General features: G+C 46.2%; 18 protein-coding genes. 17 read left to right on the top strand and 1 reads right to left on the bottom strand.

Annotation, left to right across the window (positions count from 1 at the left end; translation table 11 throughout):
• Nucleotides 1-32: 32 nt before the first annotated feature.
• Nucleotides 33-785: an exodeoxyribonuclease III gene (locus HMPREF9429_RS07220; protein WP_006942752.1), complete on the bottom strand. Its 753-nt coding sequence runs from the start codon at nucleotides 783-785 to the stop codon at nucleotides 33-35.
• 140 nt (nucleotides 786-925) lie between these two features.
• Here HMPREF9429_RS07220 and HMPREF9429_RS07215 point away from each other — a divergent pair, with 140 nt between their 5' ends.
• The 17 genes from HMPREF9429_RS07215 (at nucleotide 926) to mutL (ending at nucleotide 20,115) form a co-directional block, all read left to right on the top strand.
• Complete coding sequence (locus HMPREF9429_RS07215) at nucleotides 926-2,560, top strand: phosphoglucomutase (RefSeq protein WP_040774389.1); 1,635 nt, start codon at nucleotides 926-928, stop codon at nucleotides 2,558-2,560.
• A gap of 129 nt (nucleotides 2,561-2,689) precedes the next feature.
• Nucleotides 2,690-3,727: an MraY family glycosyltransferase gene (locus HMPREF9429_RS07210; protein ID WP_006942746.1), complete on the top strand. Its 1,038-nt coding sequence runs from the start codon at nucleotides 2,690-2,692 to the stop codon at nucleotides 3,725-3,727.
• Nucleotides 3,728-3,755: 28 nt separating this feature from the next.
• On the top strand, nucleotides 3,756-4,901 hold the full coding sequence (wecB, locus tag HMPREF9429_RS07205) for a non-hydrolyzing UDP-N-acetylglucosamine 2-epimerase (protein ID WP_006942744.1): 1,146 nt from the start codon (nucleotides 3,756-3,758) through the stop codon (nucleotides 4,899-4,901).
• A 232-nt stretch (nucleotides 4,902-5,133) separates the two neighbouring features.
• Nucleotides 5,134-5,394, top strand: coding sequence for an AtpZ/AtpI family protein (locus HMPREF9429_RS07200; protein ID WP_006942739.1), 261 nt, complete (start codon nucleotides 5,134-5,136; stop codon nucleotides 5,392-5,394).
• Nucleotides 5,395-5,402: 8 nt separating this feature from the next.
• Complete coding sequence (locus HMPREF9429_RS07195; protein WP_006942734.1) at nucleotides 5,403-5,792, top strand: ATP synthase subunit I; 390 nt, start codon at nucleotides 5,403-5,405, stop codon at nucleotides 5,790-5,792.
• Between the two features lie 17 nt (nucleotides 5,793-5,809).
• Complete coding sequence (gene atpB, locus HMPREF9429_RS07190) at nucleotides 5,810-6,484, top strand: F0F1 ATP synthase subunit A (protein ID WP_006942728.1); 675 nt, start codon at nucleotides 5,810-5,812, stop codon at nucleotides 6,482-6,484.
• Nucleotides 6,485-6,514: 30 nt separating this feature from the next.
• The gene (gene atpE, locus HMPREF9429_RS07185; RefSeq protein ID WP_006942727.1) at nucleotides 6,515-6,772 is read left to right on the top strand and encodes a F0F1 ATP synthase subunit C; all 258 of its coding nucleotides are present in this window, start codon (nucleotides 6,515-6,517) and stop codon (nucleotides 6,770-6,772) included.
• Nucleotides 6,773-6,817: 45 nt separating this feature from the next.
• Nucleotides 6,818-7,312, top strand: coding sequence for a F0F1 ATP synthase subunit B (gene atpF / locus HMPREF9429_RS07180; RefSeq protein ID WP_006942726.1), 495 nt, complete (start codon nucleotides 6,818-6,820; stop codon nucleotides 7,310-7,312).
• A 6-nt stretch (nucleotides 7,313-7,318) separates the two neighbouring features.
• Nucleotides 7,319-7,882 carry an ATP synthase F1 subunit delta gene (gene atpH, locus HMPREF9429_RS07175; protein ID WP_006942725.1) on the top strand — a complete coding sequence of 188 codons (564 nt, stop codon included), beginning with the start codon at nucleotides 7,319-7,321 and terminating at the stop codon, nucleotides 7,880-7,882.
• A 2-nt stretch (nucleotides 7,883-7,884) separates the two neighbouring features.
• A complete protein-coding gene (atpA, locus tag HMPREF9429_RS07170) occupies nucleotides 7,885-9,420 on the top strand; it encodes a F0F1 ATP synthase subunit alpha (RefSeq protein WP_006942722.1) in 1,536 nt (511 codons plus the stop codon).
• Nucleotides 9,421-9,423: 3 nt separating this feature from the next.
• The gene (gene atpG, locus HMPREF9429_RS07165) at nucleotides 9,424-10,281 is read left to right on the top strand and encodes an ATP synthase F1 subunit gamma (protein ID WP_006942715.1); all 858 of its coding nucleotides are present in this window, start codon (nucleotides 9,424-9,426) and stop codon (nucleotides 10,279-10,281) included.
• A gap of 35 nt (nucleotides 10,282-10,316) precedes the next feature.
• Nucleotides 10,317-11,735, top strand: a complete 1,419-nt coding sequence (gene atpD, locus HMPREF9429_RS07160; protein WP_006942714.1) for a F0F1 ATP synthase subunit beta — start codon at nucleotides 10,317-10,319, stop codon at nucleotides 11,733-11,735.
• 3 nt (nucleotides 11,736-11,738) lie between these two features.
• Entirely contained in the window at nucleotides 11,739-12,161 is a 423-nt protein-coding gene (locus HMPREF9429_RS07155) for a F0F1 ATP synthase subunit epsilon (RefSeq protein ID WP_006942713.1), read from the top strand.
• A 255-nt stretch (nucleotides 12,162-12,416) separates the two neighbouring features.
• Complete coding sequence (locus HMPREF9429_RS07150) at nucleotides 12,417-13,634, top strand: MalY/PatB family protein (protein ID WP_006942712.1); 1,218 nt, start codon at nucleotides 12,417-12,419, stop codon at nucleotides 13,632-13,634.
• A gap of 661 nt (nucleotides 13,635-14,295) precedes the next feature.
• Nucleotides 14,296-15,708 (top strand): tRNA (N6-isopentenyl adenosine(37)-C2)-methylthiotransferase MiaB, encoded by a 1,413-nt coding sequence (gene miaB, locus HMPREF9429_RS07145; protein ID WP_083801180.1) that lies wholly within the window; start codon nucleotides 14,296-14,298, stop codon nucleotides 15,706-15,708.
• Nucleotides 15,665-18,235, top strand: coding sequence for a DNA mismatch repair protein MutS (gene mutS / locus HMPREF9429_RS07140; protein WP_006942710.1), 2,571 nt, complete (start codon nucleotides 15,665-15,667; stop codon nucleotides 18,233-18,235). The genes miaB and mutS overlap by 44 nt, the downstream gene beginning before the upstream one ends.
• Nucleotides 18,232-20,115 (top strand): DNA mismatch repair endonuclease MutL, encoded by a 1,884-nt coding sequence (mutL, locus tag HMPREF9429_RS07135; RefSeq protein WP_006942709.1) that lies wholly within the window; start codon nucleotides 18,232-18,234, stop codon nucleotides 20,113-20,115. The genes mutS and mutL overlap by 4 nt, the downstream gene beginning before the upstream one ends.
• Nucleotide 20,116: the final 1 nt, after the last annotated feature.

The following is a 20,116-nucleotide window of genomic DNA, read 5'->3' as shown; positions in this document are numbered from 1 at the left end:
TAACACGGCTGTTTTCACGGAGTCAAACTATACTATTCGATGACCAGACCTACAGGGCAGTGGTCACTGCCTTCAATATTCGTATAAATAAGAGCTTCTTTTAAGCGACTGTCTAAAGCGGACGAGGTAATGAAGTAGTCTATACGCCAACCGGAGTTGTTCTGTCTGGCTTTAAAACGATAAGACCACCAGGAGTAGACGCCTTCTTTGTCGGGATAGAAGTAGCGCCACGTATCCGTAAATCCGGCAGCGAGAAGTTCGGTCATTTTAGCTCGTTCTTCATCGGAGAAGCCTGCATTTTTGCGATTTGTCTTCGGATTTTTCAAATCTATTTCTTCGTGAGCCACATTTAAATCGCCACAGAAAATGACAGGTTTGGTTCGATTCAATTCGGTCACATAGTTGCGAAAGTCATCTTCCCAACGCATCCGATAATCCAGGCGAGCTAATTCACTTTGGCTGTTGGGGGTGTAACAGGTAATAAAATAGAAGTCTTCAAACTCTAAGGTAATAAGGCGTCCTTCATGGTCATGTTCATCAATATTCATACCGTAAGAGACGGAAAGCGGTTTTATACGCGTAAAAATTGCCGTGCCGCTATAGCCTTTTTTATCGGCATAATTCCAGTATTGTTCATATCCTGGCAGGTCCATTTCTATTTGACCGGCTTGTAGCTTCGTTTCCTGTAGACAGAAAATATCCGCATCCAGTTCTTTAAATATTTCGGGAAATCCCTTTTTCATAACGGCACGCAGCCCGTTGACGTTCCAGGAGATAAATTTCATAGTAGAGTCCTTTCTTTTACAGAACGGTGTGATTTGATATAATACCAAGTATATTTATATTACCATAAGATGTGGTGAATAGTAAGCCTTAAACGGCTTATATAACCGTGTCGAAACGAGATGAAAGGATTGTGGAAAGCGTGTCTGTACATCCCTTGGCGGGACAACGGGTGAGAGCCTGTGATTATCCCGATTTAGAAGAAATAAAAAAAGCTTATAATAAAACGATTCCCTGCATGGATGAACCGGCTCAACGGGTTTCCTTCGGCACATCGGGACATCGCGGTAAAGCTACGGACGGAAGCTTTACGGCTTTACACGTAGGCTCGGTTGTTCAGGCTATCTGCAATTTGCGTCAAAGCTTCGGAGCTTCCGGTCCCGTATTTGTAGGGGCGGATACGCACTATTTGTCCCAACTGGCTTATCAAACGACCTTGAATGTCTTGGCTTACAATAAGATTGCGGCCTGCACGGATTGCGAAGGCGATTTTGTACCGACACCGTCCGTATCGCGTGCCGTTCTTCGTTATAATGAAAAGCGTTCGGAAAAGCGGGGTGACGGTATTATCATAACGCCGTCTCATAATCCGCCGGACTGTGGCGGTATTAAGTACAATCCCGTAAGCGGCGGGCCGGCAGACAGTACGATTACAAAGGCCGTAGAAAAAGAAGCAAACCGCTTGCTGGAAACCGGGTATACTTTGCCGGAAGCGGAAAAACGCCGGGGGGGAAGTTGCATTCCTTATGACTATAAAGGGCTGTATGTAGAGGAACTGTCTCAGGTTATCGATATGGAATCCATAGCCCGGGCGGATCTGCATATTCTGGTCAATGCTCTCGGCGGCTCGGGTATGAATTATTGGCATGCCGTATGCGAAAAGTATCATATTAAGGCCGACTTTATTAATGACAGTTATGACCCGCGGTTCACCTTTATGACCTATGATGCGGACGGTAAGGTGCGTATGGATTGTTCATCACCTTATGTCATGGCCGGCGTCATCAAAGACGGTCGTTCATACGACCTGGTGTTGGCTAATGATCCCGATTATGATCGATTCGGTGTCGTCTGCGGGCCGGAAGGCATGATCGGAGCCAATGCCTTTTTGACGGCTTGCGCTCATTATTTGGGAACCCATCGTGACTTTGCCAAAACGGGTATCGGTAAAACCATCGTAACCACAGAGTTACTGAAAGTTGTTGCCGAAGGACTCCGTGCCAATGTATATGAAGTCCCCGTAGGGTTTAAATACTTTGCTGACCTTTTGTATGAAAAGAAGGTCTTTTTTGCCGGAGAGGAGAGTGCCGGCGCTTCGTTTGTAAAGCGTGACGGCAGTGTATGGACGACGGATAAAGACGGCATCATTATGTGTCTCTTGGCAGCGGAAATAAAGGCCGTTACGGGCTTGTCTCCTCTTTCTTATTATGAAAAAGTTTGTAAACGATTGGGTCGATCTACTTATACGAAACGGTGCGATACGGCCGTATCGAAAGAAGAAAAAATACGTATTGCCGCTTTGGACAAGTCCGATATCGGGGTTGTCAAGTTGGGGAACGCAACTATTACGGACATTGAGACCCGATCTGCTTACGAAAATCTTTCTATAGGCGGTATTAAAATCAGTACGGCTGACGGTTGGATCGCCGCACGGCCTTCGGGAACGGAAGATTTATACAAGCTATACAGTGAAAGTTACCGATCCGATGAAGAGGCGGAGAGTCTTTTGCAAGAAGGTAAGGTACTTATTGACGAAGCTTTGCGTGACAAGAAATAAAAAAGCGGCGGCCTTATGGTATTTTAATAAACACTTGTGCTATAATGACCGTGGACAGAAGTGTATTCTTTGGATGTTCGTTGCTGAAAGCACGGCATTTCAATTATAAAAAGAAAGTAGGCGTGTTCGGTGCTGGCATATTTCGTACCTTTTTTTATCGGTCTGATTGTTTCATACGCGTTGACTCCGGCCGTGAAAAAGCTTGCCGTTCGTGTCGGTGCCGTAGATCGGCCCGAAGCACGTAAGGTGCATACTCATATTATTCCCCGTCTGGGCGGATTGGCCATATTTATCGGATTTATGGCGGCCGTCCTCTTTTCCATGCCCGTATATAAAGAATTTTTAGGCTTTTTATTAGGAGCTACGGCTATTGTGTGCTTGGGGATTTGGGACGACATCAAGAATATACCGGCTAAGGTAAAGCTGACCGGGCAGATTATTGCCGCAGCTATTCCCGTGGCCTTCGGCGTACAGATCGAATGGGTAACCAATCCGTTCGGAACCATTTTAATCATTCCCGAATGGTTGGCCGTACCGGTTACGATTTTTTGGATTGTCGGATTTACCAATACGGTAAATCTTATTGACGGGTTAGACGGCTTGGCGGCAGGGGTATCGGTAATCGCTTCCATTTCCATGTTTTTCATGGCTGTCAGTATGAATCAATATTTGCCGGCTATGATTTTAGTGGCTATGTCGGGAGCTGCCTTGGGATTTTTGCAATATAACTTTAATCCCGCCAAAATCTTTATGGGCGATACGGGCAGCATGCTTCTGGGGTATACTATGGCGGTTGTGGCTGTTCTGGGGCTTGTCAAGACGGCGGCAACGGTGGCTCTTATTGTACCTATCATCGCCTTAGGGGTACCTATTTTAGATACTTTGTTTGCTATTGTGCGTCGCAAAATGAGCGGCGTTCCGATATTTCAGCCCGATAAAGGACATTTGCATCACCGTTTACTGGCTTTGGGGATGACTCAGAAACAAGCTGTTCTCAGCATGTACATGGTCAGTGCGGTTTTGGGATTTGTTGCGATTTTCGTTGCCAATGTAAGCTATAAGACCGGTATTGTTACGGTTATCGCCGTCTTGGCTATTATTATTTATTCGGCCCGTCGAATCGGTGTGTTACGGCGCTCCGACAACACAAACGGCATGAAAAAATAGAAGGGTATACGTCTAAGGAGGCGCTTTCATGATTAAAGTAATGACCGTATTCGGTACTCGACCGGAAGCCATAAAAATGGCTCCTGTCGTATTGGAACTGAAAAAACATCAGGACGAAATCGAGACGGTCGTGGCCGTAACGGCTCAACATCGGCAAATGCTTGATCAAGTGTTGCATTTATTCAAAATCAAACCCGATTACGATTTGGATATTATGTCACAGGGTCAGACTTTATACGACATAACCTCGCGAGCGATGAACGGATTAAAAGAGGTTTTGGAAAAAGAAAAGCCCGATCTGGTTCTCGTTCACGGCGATACGACGACGACCTTTGCCGGTGCTTTGGCTTCTTACTACAGTCAGACTGCAGTCGGTCATGTAGAAGCGGGTCTGAGAACAGGGGATATATATTCGCCTTTTCCCGAAGAAATGAATCGTAAGCTCACAGGAGCTATTGCATCTTTTCATTTTGCACCGACGGAAACGGCTAAAGCCAATCTTTTACGTGAAGGTGTGAACCCGGAAAAAATATATGTAACAGGAAATACGGTTATTGACGCCTTAATGAAGACCGTTCGTCCCGACTACGAGTTTGATGACGAGAAATTGCGCCAAATCGACTTTGAACAGCATCGAGTTATCTTATTAACCACCCATCGTCGGGAAAATCTAGGGGAGCCGATGCGACATATTTATAAAGCTTTACGTTCGGTCGTACAAGAAACGCCCGATGCGGAAATCGTTTTTCCCGTACATCGCAATCCCCTTGTTCGGCAGGTCGTTAACGAAGAACTAGCGGGGGTAGACAGAATCCACCTCATTGAACCGCTTGATTATGAACCCTTTGCCAACCTTATGAGTCGCAGCTATCTGGTGCTGACCGATTCGGGCGGTATTCAGGAAGAAGCTCCGTCTTTGGGAAAACCGGTTCTCGTTTTGAGAAATACGACGGAACGACCGGAAGCGGTAAAAGCGGGAACCGTATCTCTTATCGGAACCAATGTGGATGTCGTATATGAAACGACGAGACGCCTATTGACTGATAAAAAAGCTTATGAAGCCATGAGCAATGCCGTCAACCCCTATGGTGACGGAAGGGCTTCGGAACGGATTGTTCAAGCTGTGCGTTATGTATACAATGAATGCTCCGAACGGCCTGAAGAATTTAAATAAAATGAATAAATATTCAAAACAAATAGTATGATTAAAAGGCGACAAAATGTCGCCTTTTTTAGTACTCTTTACACCTTTAAACCTTAAGAAAAAAAGGGCTAAGCCCATTCGGTTTTGTTGCATTTTATCAAATGGAAGAGTAAAATATACATCAGGTACGGGGTCAATCGATGCGGATATAATCATTGATTTTTACCGTATTCACTGTAGTTGCCGTGAGGGGTAAATATTCGTGGGCCAAGCAACGGAAGACCGCAAAAAATCACAAAAAAGAAGCGACGGCATGTCGACATTACAGCTCGTAGCCGTAGCCGGTTCATTGGGCCTTACTTTATTTGTGAACATTATTGTCGGTATTTTCATTGGACGCTTTGTGGATTCGTATTTTAATACAAGTCCGTTCGGGCTCATGGCATTTGCACTCTTAGGTTCCGTTACCGGGTTTTGGACTTTGTATAAAAAAGCGGGGACTTTGAATGAACGTGGCAAGTAACAGGGGAAATGAAAGGACGACCGGTGGACGTATTTACTTTATATGTTAAAAAAACGGTAATTCGTCTTGCTGTAGGCACCGTACTGGGGGCTGTTGCCGCTTGGGCGGTCGGAGCGGGCGAGTATATTTCCGGATGGATCATCGGTAGCCTGGTCAATCTGTTGTACTTCGTAATGCTCAGCAGTCGGTTAGCGAAATCCGCACGTATGCCGGCCGAACAAGCCTTGGTCTTTATCCGCGGCGGCGTAGTAGTGAGGCTGTTGTTGATTATGCTTGTGCTTATCGTTGTACTGCAATTTCCTCAAATCAGGATTTCCTCCTTTGTGGCAGGTGTCATGATGTACAGAGTACTGATTTTCGGTGAACTTTTTGTCAAGGCGTTACAGCGCATTTTGTAGGAAGGGAGGTGCAGCTTATGGAATTACACGCGGGGCATCATACGGTTGTTCAGTTGTTAGGGTTAAATGTCAATATTGACACCTTGATGATGACATGGATTGTTGCCGCCATCGTTATTGTGGTTACACTGTTGGCGACGCGGGGACGTGCCTTGGTACCGAGCGGTATGCAAAACGGCATGGAAATGATTGTTGAAGCCTTACTTGAACAGTTTAAAGAAAACCTGGGACCTAAATACGGTCAGGTTACATCTGTTCTCTTAACCATGTTTTTGTTCATTTTCTTTGCTAATGAATTCGGTCTGTTACCGAATCCGGGTGTATTATCATCACCTACAAATGATTTGAACACGACCGTAGCATTGGCTTTGGTCGCATCGTTTTTGACACATGCGTTGTATATTCGCAATCAGGGTGCCGGAAAGTATTTCAAACATTTCTTCCAGCCTTTTGTATTGTTCTTCCCCATCAACTTAATGGAAGAATTTACAAAACCGTTGACATTGTCATTCCGTCTTTTCGGTAATATTTTGGCCGGTGAAATTTTGATGGAAGTGCTGTATGAACTGGTACCTGTAGGCGTGCCGCTCATTTGGCTCGTGTTCAGCTTGGTTATCGGTTTAATCCAGGCATTTATCTTTACTATTTTGACAACATCTTATTTAGCTCCGTCGTTCCACGGATCACATTAAATTTTTACATATCTGGGAGGGTTATAACTTATGGAAAAGGCAATTGTTTTGGCATTCTCGGCATTCGGTGCTTGCTTGGGTATTGGTTTGGCAGCTTTGGGCGCGGCTCTTGCCGACGGCAATGCGGCTTCGAAAATGTTGGAAGGTACGGCACGTCAGCCTGAAATGGGCGGCAAGCTCCTTACGAACATGCTTATCTCTATCGGCTTGATTGAATCTATTCCTATTATCGCTGCCGTTATCGCCATTGTATTGGTATTCGCCAATCCGTTTGTAAGTTTACTCTAATTTGAATAAAGAAGTGTTACTTACCGAAACGGGGAGGGAATACCATTGATCAGTATAAACGGTACTTTGCTTTTCCAATTCCTCAACTTCTTTGTTCTGGTCGCTATTTTGGCCAAGTTTGCTTATAAACCGATGTTGAAGGTTCTGGAGGAACGGAGAAACAAGATTTCGTCCGACTTGAACGATGCGGAACAGTCGCGTTTGGCTGCAGAAAAACTGAAAGCCGATTACGAACAACAGTTGCAAACGGCTCAGGAAAAAGCGCAGGCGATTATCGATAAGGCCGTTAAGCAGGCGGAAGCGGAAGGACAGGCGCAACTCGATGCCATCCGTACGCAAATTGCCCGCGAAAAGGAATTGGCACACGCCGAAATCGTCAGTGAACGTGAAGCCGCTCTTCGCGAAATGAGGCAAGAAGTAGTTTCCCTGTCTATGGCTGTGGCAGAAAAATTACTGGAAAAAAATATGGATACGGACATGAACTCCAAATTGATTAAAGAGTGCATGGATCGTATGGATGCGAAACGGATCGCAAGGTAGGCACTTATGATACCTGAATCCGTATACTCAAAATACAGCCAGGCCATGTTTGATATTGCTCAATCGGATAATTCGCTTGATACCGTACTGGCGGATATGAAAACGGTCCGCACGGTAATGCGTGAAAACGAAAATCTCAGAAAGTTTTTGGGCAATCCTCTGGTTACGGCGAAAGCCAAAAAAGAAACGCTTGAAAAGATTTTTGCTTCTTCCGTTTCATCCATTGTTTGCCGATTTCTCTACGTTATGGTAGACCGTCGTCGGGAAGCGGCAATTACGGAAGCTGTGGAAAACTTTATCGATTTGGCTCGGGCCGCACAGAATATTGAAGTGGCCAAAATACGTGTCATTAAGCCGCTAACAGCGGAAGAAGAAACGGCACTCGTGAAGAAGCTGGAAACTATGACCGGAAAGAAAATCGAACCGATGTACTATACGGACCCGTCTATCTTGGGCGGCGTCGTTATACAAATCGGCGATCAGGTTATTGACGGCAGCTTGAAACGACAAATCCGGAATATGGAACACGCCTTATTGCAAGGCAGTGTAGCAAACGAGGTGACGGACTAGAAATGAACATGAAGCCTGAAGAAATTACGGCTATAATCAGAAAACAAATCGAAGACTATAATGTCGAAACGAATGTGGACGACGTCGGTACGGTCCTTGAAGTCGGTGACGGCATCGCTCATATTTACGGTTTGGATAAGGCCATGTCCGGGGAATTATTGGAATTACCTCACAATGTATATGGCTTAGCCTTAAACTTGGAAGAAGATAATGTCGGCGCCGTATTGCTCGGTGAAGACGACTTGATTAAAGAAGGCGATACGGTTCGTCGTACAGGTCGCGTTATGAGCGTTCCTGTAGGTGACGGTATGATCGGCCGTGTCGTAAATCCCCTGGGGGCTCCTATTGACGGCAAAGGCGACATTCAGACGAAAGAAACGCGTCGTATTGAAGTCCAGGCGTCGGGTATTGCCGACCGCCAACCTGTAAAGGTACCTTTGCAGACAGGGATTAAAGCTATCGACTCGATGGTTCCTATCGGTCGAGGCCAACGTGAATTGATTATCGGTGACCGCGGTACCGGCAAAACGGCTATTGCCATCGATACGATTATCAATCAGAAGGATAGCGGCGTTATTTGTATCTATGTTGCCATCGGTCAGAAGGCATCTACGGTAGCTCGTGTAGTTCGCACTCTCGAAGAACACGGCGCTATGGCGTATACCATTGTCGTTGCCGCAACGGCTTCCGACGGGGCACCGCTTCAATACTTGGCTCCTTATGCCGGCGTATCCATGGGTGAATACTTCATGGCCCAGGGCAAAGATGTACTGTGCGTATATGACGATTTGTCCAAACATGCTCAGGCATACCGTGCCATGTCGTTGTTATTACGTCGTCCGCCCGGACGTGAAGCATACCCCGGCGACGTATTTTATTTACATTCGCGTCTTTTGGAACGTGCTGCCAAGCTGTCCGATGAATTGGGTGGCGGTTCGATTACGGCTTTGCCTATTATCGAAACATTGGCAGGCGACGTTTCGGCTTATATTCCGACAAACGTTATTTCTATTACGGATGGACAGATTTTCTTGGAAACGGAATTATTTAACTCCGGTGTGCGTCCGGCTATTAACGTCGGTCTGTCCGTATCTCGTGTAGGTGGTTCGGCTCAGATTAAAGCCATGAAGAAAATTGCCGGCACCTTGCGTTTGGACTTGGCACAGTATCGTGAATTGGCGGCTTTCGCACAGTTCGGATCCGACCTCGATAAGAGTACGAAGGCTCAAATCGACAGAGGCGAACGGACGATGCAGATGCTCGTACAACCTCAGTACCAGCCGATGGCTGTTGAAGACCAGGTTATGCAGATTTACTTAGCCGTAAAAGGCTATCTCATGCCGATTAAGGTTGAAGACGTTGCGGAATTTGAAGAAAAATTCATCAAGTTCATGCATGCTCAGTATCCCGATGTGGGCAGCCACATTAAAGACACGAAGCAACTCGGTGAAGAAGATGAAGCTATCCTCAAGAAGGCGGTTGAAGAATTTATTAAATTGTTCGGCGCCGACCATGAACTCGTTAAAGAGGAGGAATAGTCTATGCCGAGTGCACGCGAGATAAACAGACGGATTAAGTCCGTAACGAATACTCAACAGATTACGAAGGCCATGAAGATGGTATCTTCCGTACGTCTGCGTCGTGCACAGGATCGCGCTTTGGCAACGGCTCCTTTTACCGATAAAATCGAAGCCATGTTGCGTCGATTGGCAGCTGCCGCAAGCGGTGAAGCCGGTCCCCTGTTTGAACAACGGGAAGTAAAACGTACTTGCTATATTGTTGTCGGTGCCGATAAAGGCTTGGCCGGAGCTTTCAGTTCGAATATCAATAAAGCCATGGCCGCTATCGTTGCCGAAAAGGGCAGAGATGCGGTAACCTTTCTCGTGACCGGTCGTAAGCCCGTTGAGTATTTGAAACGCCTTCGTATTACACCTGCCGGCAAGTGGAGCGGGTTTTCGGATAAGCCGCAGTATCATCACGCTCAAACCGTTATGAATGAAGCGGTGAAACGCTTTATGGACGGTGAAGTGGATGAAGTCTGTGTTTTATATACGAAATTCCGTTCGGCCCTGGTTCAGGACGTAACCGTATCCAAGCTGCTTCCTATTGATGCGGATTTGAACGAAGAAGAAGGAGTGAAGGAAGAATATCTTTTTGCTCCCGACAGTAACCAAGTTCTCACATCCTTGGTGCCTACGTATTTGGAAGCCTTTGTCTACAACAGCCTGCTTCAGTCGGCGGCGAGTGAACTCGGAGCCCGCATGACGGCCATGACATCGGCAACGGATAATGCAGGCGAACTGATCGACCGCCTGACGGTTCATTATAACAAGGTACGTCAGGCAGGCATTACGAACGAATTGACGGAAATCGTCAGCGGTGCGAATGCGTTGCAGTAAGATACAAGTATTAAAGTAGAGAGGAGAACCTCTTCATGAGTGATAATTTTGGTAAAGTCATCCAGGTCATCGGCCCGGTAATTGACGTGCGATTTTCTGTGGAAAAAGACTTACCGCCTATTTACACGGCTATCCGCATTACAGGCGGCGAAGGTGATCAGACCGTAAATCTCGTAGCCGAAGTCATGCAGCATTTGGGCGACGATGTTGTCCGTTGCGTTGCCATGAGCTCTACGGACGGTTTGGTGCGCGGTATGGCCGCTGAAAACACGGGTGCTCCTATTCGCGTTCCTGTTGGTCAGGGCGTGTTGGGACGTATTTTCAACGTCCTCGGCGAAGCGGTTGATAAGGTAGACGAACCGGTAAAGGCTGAAGATTATTGGCCGATTCACCGTCCGGCTCCTAAATTTGACGACTTGTCGCCGACGATGGAAATCTTGGAAACAGGGATTAAGGTCGTTGACCTTATCGCTCCTTATGCCAAGGGCGGTAAGATTGGCCTCTTCGGCGGTGCCGGTGTAGGTAAGACGGTCCTTATTATGGAATTGATTCATAACGTCGCAACGGAACACGGCGGCTACTCCGTATTTACGGGCGTAGGTGAACGTACACGTGAAGGTAACGACTTGTGGAACGAAATGAAGGAATCGGGCGTTATCAGTAAGACCGCTTTGGTATATGGTCAGATGAACGAACCGCCCGGAGCTCGTATGCGCGTAGGCCTTACGGGTCTTACAATGGCGGAATACTTCCGTGATAAAGAACATCAGGACGTACTTTTGTTCGTTGACAACATTTTCCGTTTCATTCAGGCCGGTTCGGAAGTATCGGCATTGCTCGGTCGTATTCCGTCGGCCGTAGGTTATCAGCCTACGCTCGGCACGGACGTCGGCGCCTTGCAGGAACGTATTACGTCGACGAAGGAAGGTTCGATTACATCGGTACAGGCCGTTTACGTTCCTGCCGATGACTTGACTGACCCGGCTCCGGCCGCTACGTTCGCCCATTTGGATGCAACGACTGTATTGTCTCGTCAAATCGCCGAATTGGGTATTTACCCGGCCGTCGATCCCCTTGACTCGACATCGCGTATTTTGGATCCTCATATTATCGGGGAAGAACATTACGAAACGGCTCGCGAAGTACAGGCAATCCTTCAAAAGTACAAGGATTTGCAGGATATTATCGCCATCTTGGGTATTGATGAATTGTCGGAAGATGATAAGCTTACGGTTGCACGTGCTCGTAAGGTACAGCGTTTCCTCAGTCAGCCTTTCGCCGTTGCGGAACAGTTTACGGGTCAACCCGGTCGCTATGTTCCGTTGAAAGAAACTATTGCGGGCTTTAAAGAAATTCTTTCCGGTAAGTGCGATGACATGCCGGAACAAGCTTTCTATCTGGTCGGCAATATTGAGGAAGCGTACGAAAAGGCTAAGACTCTGAAGGGAGAATAGTCTATGGAAGAAACCGCTAGAACGCTCCGTCTGGAGGTCATTACACCTGATGCTTCCGTATATTGCGATGATGTAGAGTTTGTTCTTGTGCGCGCTTTAGACGGTGATTTGGGTGTCATGCACGGTCATGCACCCTTAATCGCATCTCTTGACATTTGGCCCCTTACGGTTACCAAAGAGGGAGCGGAAAAGAAGATCGCCGTTGCCAAAGGTTTCATGGAAGTCAATGATAATAAGGTCACCATCGTAACGCCGGCGGCCGAACTTCCTGAAGACATTGACGTAAAGAGAGCGGAAGCTGCTAAACATAGAGCAGAAGACCGCTTAGCAAGCAAGAATGAAAAAATCGACCATGTTCGTGCCGAATTGGCATTGAAACGGGCCATTCAGCGTCTGGATGTAGTAAAGACCTTTTCAGGCCGGTAGTTGCAGATAACTGAATAAGTTGATAGGCTCAAAACGCCGGACAGGCAATGTGAAAGTACATAGTCTGTCCGGCGTTTTGTATACCGTGAAGGCTTGCCGATACATCGTAGCCGTGCGATGTATATAAGTCTATTTGGGTATAAAGTAGCGGTTTTTCACGGTTTTTTGTATGTCGGCATTTTACTTTGACATAGCAAAAATCAGTGTGATATGATGACTTTAAGTTTTAAACTATACTGATTTAGGAGGATTAAAATGAAGTATAATTTTGATGAGATTGTCGATCGTCGGCATACAAATGCCATGAATACGGACGGATTCCGCGGTTATATTTTTCATGATTTTGAAGGAAAAAAGAAGTTCCCTTTTAAGGACGAAGAATTTATTCGCATGTGGGTAGCCGATATGGAATTTGCCATGTGCCCCCATATTATTGATGCCATAAAAGAACGCTTGGATAAGCGAATTCTCGGCTATAGTCAGGTTTTTGAACAGGAATTTTACGACGCTTATAACAAGTGGAGTAAAAAAATGTACGACTGGACTTATGAACGAAAGGATTTTTGCTTTTCTCTCGGTATCATTCCCGCTCTTTATAAGTTGACGGAATTTATTTTGACGGACCACGAATATGCCATTGTTAACACCCCTGCTTACGGATACTTTAAGCATCCTTTAACGTACAACGGAAAACAGGCTGTTTTCAATCGTCTGGTTAAAGATAAAAAGGGCGTTTGGCAAATCGACTTTGAAGCTTTGGAAAAGGCGGCCGCACATCCTATGGCGAAGCTTTTGATTTGGTGTAACCCTCACAATCCGACCGGTCGTGTATGGACGGAAGAGGAATTGAAGAAGGTTGCGGCTATTGTAGAAAAACATAACCTTTGGATTATTAGCGATGAAATCCATTGTGACCTTCTGCGCCAAGGGAAGCGGCACATTCCTATGGCTAAAATTATGCCCGATTATGACAAACTTATTGTTTGCACCTCTGCTTCTAAATGCTTTAATATGGCGGGACTTATGTTTGCGGAAATCCTGATTCGAGATGAAACGTTGAAAGAATGGTATATTGCCTATACCAATTCGTACGCTATGAACGTTAATCCCTTAGCCATTGCGGCGCATCAGGCAGCTTATGAAAAAGGCGGGGAATGGCTTGATCAAATGAAGACCTACTTGGACGGAAACTTCGCCTTTGTTAAGGAGACACTCGACAGGGAATTGCCGGAAACACATTTTGTCATTCCCGATGCCACCTATCTGGCATGGGTAGACTTAAGTGCTTATCTGGCTGACGTAGAAGATATTCCCGAATTCTTCGCCAACAAAGCCGGTGTTCTTCTCGAAGGAGGGGACGCTCTCTTTGTAGACAATGCACAGGGCTATATACGACTCAACCTGGCTATGCCTCGGACCCTCATTGCAGAAGGGCTGAAGCGGATTGTAAAGGCAATTAAGGAAAGAACATAAAGAAGAGTAAACCGCCTGTTTCTCGAGAGACAGGCGGTTTTTGTATGCCAAAGATATGATAAATATTTTTAAATCGTATTTATTTTACAAGAAAGTATTTGAGAGGATGTTTATCAGGATAGATATGAGAAGCAACCCCGTCAGTGATAAAGGGATAGGCAAAGTTTCTTGCAAATTACGTCAAATCAACACACATAAAAATAGCGGAAGTATTCGTCCGTAGCCTTACGCATCATTCCGGGTAACAACCATTCCACTATTATGAATATGGCAAGAATATAAAGCCGCATGCAAATAAAAAATCACCGACCGGTATGCCGCAAACAGGGTGCAATTCCCCTGGTCGGGCTCATACCAAATCAGTGATTATTTTGGTTACAGTATAGCAGATGAAAAGGTTTTATGCAAAACAAAAGGAAGGGTTCAAAGAAATAAATAGTGCAAAAACAATTGTTAAACGGCATTAGGTAATGATTTCCGAGTCGTATAAGAATATACGCTTCATTTAAGGCAGTATACCCGGCTATTTTGATTTGTGGAAGGTAACATAAGTGCGGAGTATCCTTCTTTTCATACTGTCGCAGTCTTCCGTAATATGGTATCATTAAATGTAAAAACGAATTTTAAAAGTATTATAAAAAGAAGGTAACGGAGACTATACATGGATTTATTGGCAAGTAAGCACTATTGTTTAATGACCTACGGTTGTCAGATGAACGAGTCCGATTCGGAACGCTATGCAGGGCAGTTGGAAGAGCTGGGATACACGCCGACGGAAGACCCCGAGTTAGCCGATGTCATTCTTATGAATACGTGTTGTGTACGTGAGACGGCGGAAGACAAGGTACTGGGGAAAATCGGCGAGTTCAAGCATTTGAAGACGCGGAACAAGGATTTGATTTTAGCCGTAACGGGGTGCATGGCCCAGGAATGGCAGGATCGCCTCTTTAAGCGGGCTCCTCATTTGGACCTGGTCATCGGCACACATAATATACATAAGCTCATTGATTTAATCAAGGACAAAGAGGGACAGAAGGAAAGCCACATGTTGGCTACGGAAATGGAAGACAATATATTCCACGCCGTACCGACGAAGCGATTCCAGAAGTTCTTTGCCTGGGTTCCCATTATGAACGGGTGCAATAAGTTTTGTACGTATTGTATTGTTCCGTATGTGCGCGGTCGCGAAGTGAGCCGGCCTTTAGAAGAAATTATAGAAGAAATCCGCAACTTAGCCAAAGAAGGCTATAAGGAAATTACTCTGCTGGGTCAAAACGTCAATTCATATGGACTCGATTTTAAGGACGGTACAGATTTTTCAGCCCTTTTATATGCTATAGAAGACATTGACGGCATTGAACGGGTTCGTTATATGACCAGCCATCCGAAGGATATGACTTTTACCATGATCGACGCCATCGCTCAGTGCAAGAAGGTAGTATCCCATATTCATTTGCCTGTGCAGAGCGGGTCTACGGAACTTTTAAAACGCATGAATCGCGGCTATACGACGGAACACTACGAAGAGTTGGTCTCGTACATTCGAGAAAAGATGCCTCAAGCCGTCTTGACGACCGATATTATTGTCGGCTTTCCCGGTGAAACGGAAGCGATGTTTCAAGAGACTCTCGACTTGCTGAGGCGCGTACGCTACGACATGGCCTATACATTTATTTATTCACCCCGTACGGGAACGCCGGCAGCGACTATGGATAATCAGATTCCTCAAGATGAAAAGAGTCGACGTTTGAAGCGATTAGCTGATGTGCAGAATGAAATCAGCCTGGCTTATAACGTAGAGATGGAAGGCAAGGACTATGAAGTCATTGTCGAAGGACCTACGAAAAATGATGAAAATCATTGGTTCGGCAGGACGCGGGGCAATAAGATGATCATTTGGGAAAACGACGGGACGAGCGCCGTCGGTGATACCATACGAGTACATGTGGATAAGGGACAGACTTGGGTCCTTAAAGGTCATGTCCTGAAACGGGAGGAAGATTGTGGCCGAAGAAATGAAGTTAACGCCCATGATGAAGCAGTATCTGGAAGTCAAGGAGACATGTGCCGATAAACTGCTGTTTTTTCGCTTAGGCGATTTTTATGAATTATTTTTTGACGATGCCTTGACGGCGTCGCGTGAATTGGATTTAACCTTGACCGGCCGTGCCGGCGGCAATAAGGAACGCGTACCCATGTGCGGCGTTCCCTTTCACTCTGCCGATACATATATTGAACGCCTTGTTCATAAGGGCTATAAGGTTGCCATTTGCGAGCAAATGGAAGATCCTAAGTCTGTAAAAGGTCTTGTGAAGCGAGAAATCATTCGCGTCATTACACCCGGTACCGTGACGATGGAGCATGCCGTGGCGTCGAAGAAGAATAACTATATTGCCGCTGTAGGGGAAGAAAATGGCGGCATTCAGCTTGTACTGACGGACGTAACGACAGGAGAAGCTCTGTGGATGGCCTGCGGAGATGACGAAACTCAAGATCGACTTTTGGACATCTTTGCCTTGTATGAACCGGCGGAAGTGGTATATACGAAGGAGTCGGCAATCATTACCTCTTTACGGCGTTTCACTACGGAGCGGCTGAACCATTGTGCTTTTACGCTCTACGAGCTGCAAGGTGATATAGACTATTCCCGAACAGGTGCCGATTATTTTGATGAAGATGCCTTTCAGGCGGCAAAGGAAGCGGCCTATACTATCGGTATCTTGTTATCCTATGTAAAAGAGACGGTGAAGGCCGACGTCTTTCATATCGCCTCGTTGAGGCCTTTGACGACAGAACGCAATATGCTTATTGATGTATCGAGTCTACGCCATTTGGAAATTACGCAGAACGTACGTGACGGTCGCCGCAAGGGAACTCTTCTCGACGTGCTGGACCGGACGAAGACGGCTATGGGCGGACGTTTATTGCGTAAGTGGTTGGAAGCCCCTTTGTTGAATCTTCACGATATAACGGAACGGCAAGACGGTGTAGAGGATTTGGTACGCCATGAAATTATGCGTCAGGACTTGGGCGATACGTTGGATAAGATTTATGACTTCGAACGTATTTTGACACGCATCGGCACGGGTACGGCCGGGCCTAAGGATATGACGGCTTTGCGTGAATCGTTACGTATTCTGCCGGACGTAAAACATATCTTATCACAAGCGGGAGCACCTATTTTACAAAGACTGAATGAATGCATGGATGTTCATTCTTACGTGTACGATTTGCTTTGTCGTGCCGTTAAGGAAGAACCGGCTGCGGTTATTCGTAACGGCGGTGTCATTCGTGACGGATATAATGAAGAATTGGATGAAATTCGCAGCATATCCGAAAACAGTCATGCCTTTTTACGTGACTTGGAAGAACGGGAGAAAGAAAGTACTGGAATTAAGCTGAAAATCGGCTATACGAAGGTATTCGGCTATTATTTTGAAATCTCCCACGCCAATACGAAACCGATTCCGCCTTATTATGTACGTAAACAGACTTTGGTCAACGCGGAACGGTATATTACTCCGGAACTGAAAGATTTTGAAGTAAAGGTATTGACTTCTCAGGAACGATTGACTGCTTTGGAGTATAAACTGTTTACACAGTTGCGCGAAGAAGTTCGCGGCCATATTGCGGCCATGCAGGAAACGGCTCGTGCCGTAGCCGTAGCGGACAGCTTGTACAGCCTGGCCGTATGTGCCAAGGAGAATCGCTACGTACGGCCTGCATTAAACAGCCGTGAAGTCATTCGCATCGAAGAAGGTCGTCATCCCATTATTGAGCAATATAATAAAAACGAACTCTTTGTGCCTAATGATGTTACGCTTAATCATACGGATCACGAAGTTCTTGTTATAACGGGACCCAATATGGCCGGTAAATCGACGTATATGCGTCAGACGGCAGTCTTGATATTAATGGCACAGACGGGGTCTTTTATCCCTGCCGAGAGTGCCGATATTTGCCCTGTTGACAGGATTTTTACGCGTATCGGTGCCAGTGACGATATTTTAACGGGTCAAAGTACGTTTATGACGGAAATGAAGGAAGTATCCTATATTTTAAAACATGCCACGTGCCGCAGTTTGTTGATTTTGGATGAGATCGGCCGAGGTACGAGTACCTTCGACGGTATGTCCATTGCCAAGGCGGTTATTGAATATTGTTTAAAACACGTTCACGCATTTACTCTCTTTGCCACGCACTATCATGAGTTGGTTTCCATGGCGGACGAATCAAGTCTTTTGAAGAACTATACCGTCGCCGTTCGAGAACGGGGCAAGTCCATCAAATTCTTGCGGCGTATTATACCGGGCGGAGCCGATCGCAGTTACGGCTTACATGTAGCTCGTTTGGCGGGCCTTCCCGAAGGTCTTTTGAAGCGTGCCGAAGTTATTTTGGAAGAATTGGAAGGCGGGGCTGCGGCAGTGCCGTCGCGGCAGATCCCCGATGAGGAAGCGACTTATGCGTCATCGGGACTGTTTACAGATGCCGTAACGGACAAGTTGCTTCATGTGGATGTTATGAGTATGACCCCTATCGAAGCCATTTCGTTTTTGCATGATTTGCAACGTGAAGCCAAGAAAGGAAGCGGTATTTCGTGAGCTCCATTATACATGTACTCGATGAAAAAACGGCCAATAAAATTGCAGCCGGGGAAGTAGTTGAACGTCCCTCCTCGGTTATTAAGGAATTGACGGAAAATGCCCTGGATGCAGGGGCTACAACGGTAGAAATAGAAATTGCCGACGGAGGCAGTTCATATATGCGTGTCAGCGATAACGGCAGCGGCATGAGTGAAGAAGATGCGAAAAAGAGTATTATTCGTCACGGAACGAGTAAGATAAGTTCTATTGAAGATATTTTTTCCATTACCTCCTTAGGATTTCGCGGTGAAGCCGTACCGAGTATAGCCGCCGTTTCCGAACTGGTCATGACGACGCGCATGAATGATACGGACCTGGCTTTTCGTATGGTACTGTCGGGCGGTTCCGTTAAAGAAGAAGAACACACGGGTGCTTCCGTCGGTACGACCATGGAAGTGCGCAACTTGTTCTTCAATACGCCGGCTCGAAAAAAGTTTATGAAAAGTGAACGGACGGAAAGTTCGAAGATTTCCGATATTATTACGAAGTTGGCCCTCACTCGTCCGGACGTGGCTTTTACGTTTATTAACAACGGCCGCACGGTCTTACAGACAGGAGGAACGGGGGATGATTTGGAAACGATTGCCGCCATTTACGGCGCGGCTGTAGCCAAGGAAGTATTTCCCGTAACTTATGAAAATGAAAATTTTACGATACACGGCTTTGTCGGTAAGCCGTCCTTATTAAAGAGTACGCGTGCCTGGCAGACATGTATAGTCAATAGACGGGTCATTCACAATGCTGTCGTCTTTAAGGCTATTGAAAACGCCTACCATGCCATGTTACCCAAGTCGGGATATCCCTTTGCCCTCTTGTATGTAGAAACGGATCCGGCAACTATTGATGTAAACGTTCATCCGGCTAAGACGGAAATCAAGTTTGCCGATGAACAGCAGATGTATCGAGCCGTATATCATTGTATTATTATGGCCTTAATGAGTCGGGAAAAGCCCGAACAAATTGCGACACCCGTTAATTTGTCAACGCGCCAAATTGAAAAGGCTGTGCCTGCGAAAGAAGTTGAGAACAGACAGGGAAGCTTTACCTTCTCTACACCCCGAGACGGTGGATTTTCGACTGAGGGGCGAAAAAATAATGGCGGCTCGTTGGAACACGGTTATGTGCCTGTACAACGGCAAGATAAGCCTTATACGCCGGAACCTCATGTAAAAGCGTATGCGGCGGGAGAAGAAAATCCGTTCTCGGCAGTTCGGGAAGAGTTATCGGAGTCGATGAAGGAACATTCCGTTATTCATTTTGACGGTGATGAAGACGTCTTCATTCCCTTGGGAGCCGTAGCGGATTGCTATATTGTGGCGAAGAAGGGTGAAGATTTATATATTATCGATCAACATGCAGCCCATGAACGGGTTCGGTATGATAAATTCTGTAAACGTACGGAAAGTATGCCCAGTCAACAGTTGTTGACCGCCGAGTTTGTCGAAGCCGACAGTAGTGACATGCAACTGTTTTCGGAAAAAGAAGAGGTTTTTCGAGATTTAGGCTATATTTATACGGAGGCAGGCCCGACGACCTTGCGGATGGAAGCGATTCCCGCTGATTTACCTACGTCACATATTGCCGATTCATTGCAGGAAATTTGCCATATTTTACATGAAAGTCCGCAGACGGATAAGGCGACATTACGCCATTCGTCCTTGGCATATTTGTCATGCCACGGAGCGGTAAAGGCCGGAGACACCTTGAATATTCGGGAAATGAAGGAACTGTTGGAAGCCCTCTTCCATACGGAAACCCCTTATGTATGCCCGCATGGACGTCCTATTATCGTTCGCTTTACGCCTGATGAATTGGCAAAGTTATTTAAACGGACTTAAG

This window comes from Megasphaera micronuciformis F0359, from assembly GCF_000165735.1.
Classification (GTDB): Bacteria; Bacillota; Negativicutes; order Veillonellales; family Megasphaeraceae; genus Megasphaera; species Megasphaera micronuciformis.
This window is presented reverse-complemented; position numbering and strand designations above follow the sequence as displayed.

Bases quoted from the DNA above. Each gene is read 5' to 3' on its own strand.
- HMPREF9429_RS07155 (WP_006942713.1), top strand. From the start codon at position 11,739: ATGGAAGAAACCGCTAGAACGCTCCGTCTGGAGGTCATTACACCTGAT.
- atpB (WP_006942728.1), top strand. From the start codon at position 5,810: ATGGAATTACACGCGGGGCATCATACGGTTGTTCAGTTGTTAGGGTTA.
- HMPREF9429_RS07220 (WP_006942752.1), bottom strand. From the start codon at position 785: ATGAAATTTATCTCCTGGAACGTCAACGGGCTGCGTGCCGTTATGAAA.
- atpG (WP_006942715.1), top strand. From the start codon at position 9,424: ATGCCGAGTGCACGCGAGATAAACAGACGGATTAAGTCCGTAACGAAT.
- miaB (WP_083801180.1), top strand. From the start codon at position 14,296: ATGGATTTATTGGCAAGTAAGCACTATTGTTTAATGACCTACGGTTGT.
- wecB (WP_006942744.1), top strand. From the start codon at position 3,756: ATGATTAAAGTAATGACCGTATTCGGTACTCGACCGGAAGCCATAAAA.
- atpD (WP_006942714.1), top strand. From the start codon at position 10,317: ATGAGTGATAATTTTGGTAAAGTCATCCAGGTCATCGGCCCGGTAATT.
- atpA (WP_006942722.1), top strand. From the start codon at position 7,885: ATGAACATGAAGCCTGAAGAAATTACGGCTATAATCAGAAAACAAATC.
- HMPREF9429_RS07150 (WP_006942712.1), top strand. From the start codon at position 12,417: ATGAAGTATAATTTTGATGAGATTGTCGATCGTCGGCATACAAATGCC.
- HMPREF9429_RS07195 (WP_006942734.1), top strand. From the start codon at position 5,403: ATGAAAGGACGACCGGTGGACGTATTTACTTTATATGTTAAAAAAACG.
- atpE (WP_006942727.1), top strand. From the start codon at position 6,515: ATGGAAAAGGCAATTGTTTTGGCATTCTCGGCATTCGGTGCTTGCTTG.
- atpH (WP_006942725.1), top strand. From the start codon at position 7,319: ATGATACCTGAATCCGTATACTCAAAATACAGCCAGGCCATGTTTGAT.
- mutS (WP_006942710.1), top strand. From the start codon at position 15,665: ATGATGAAGCAGTATCTGGAAGTCAAGGAGACATGTGCCGATAAACTG.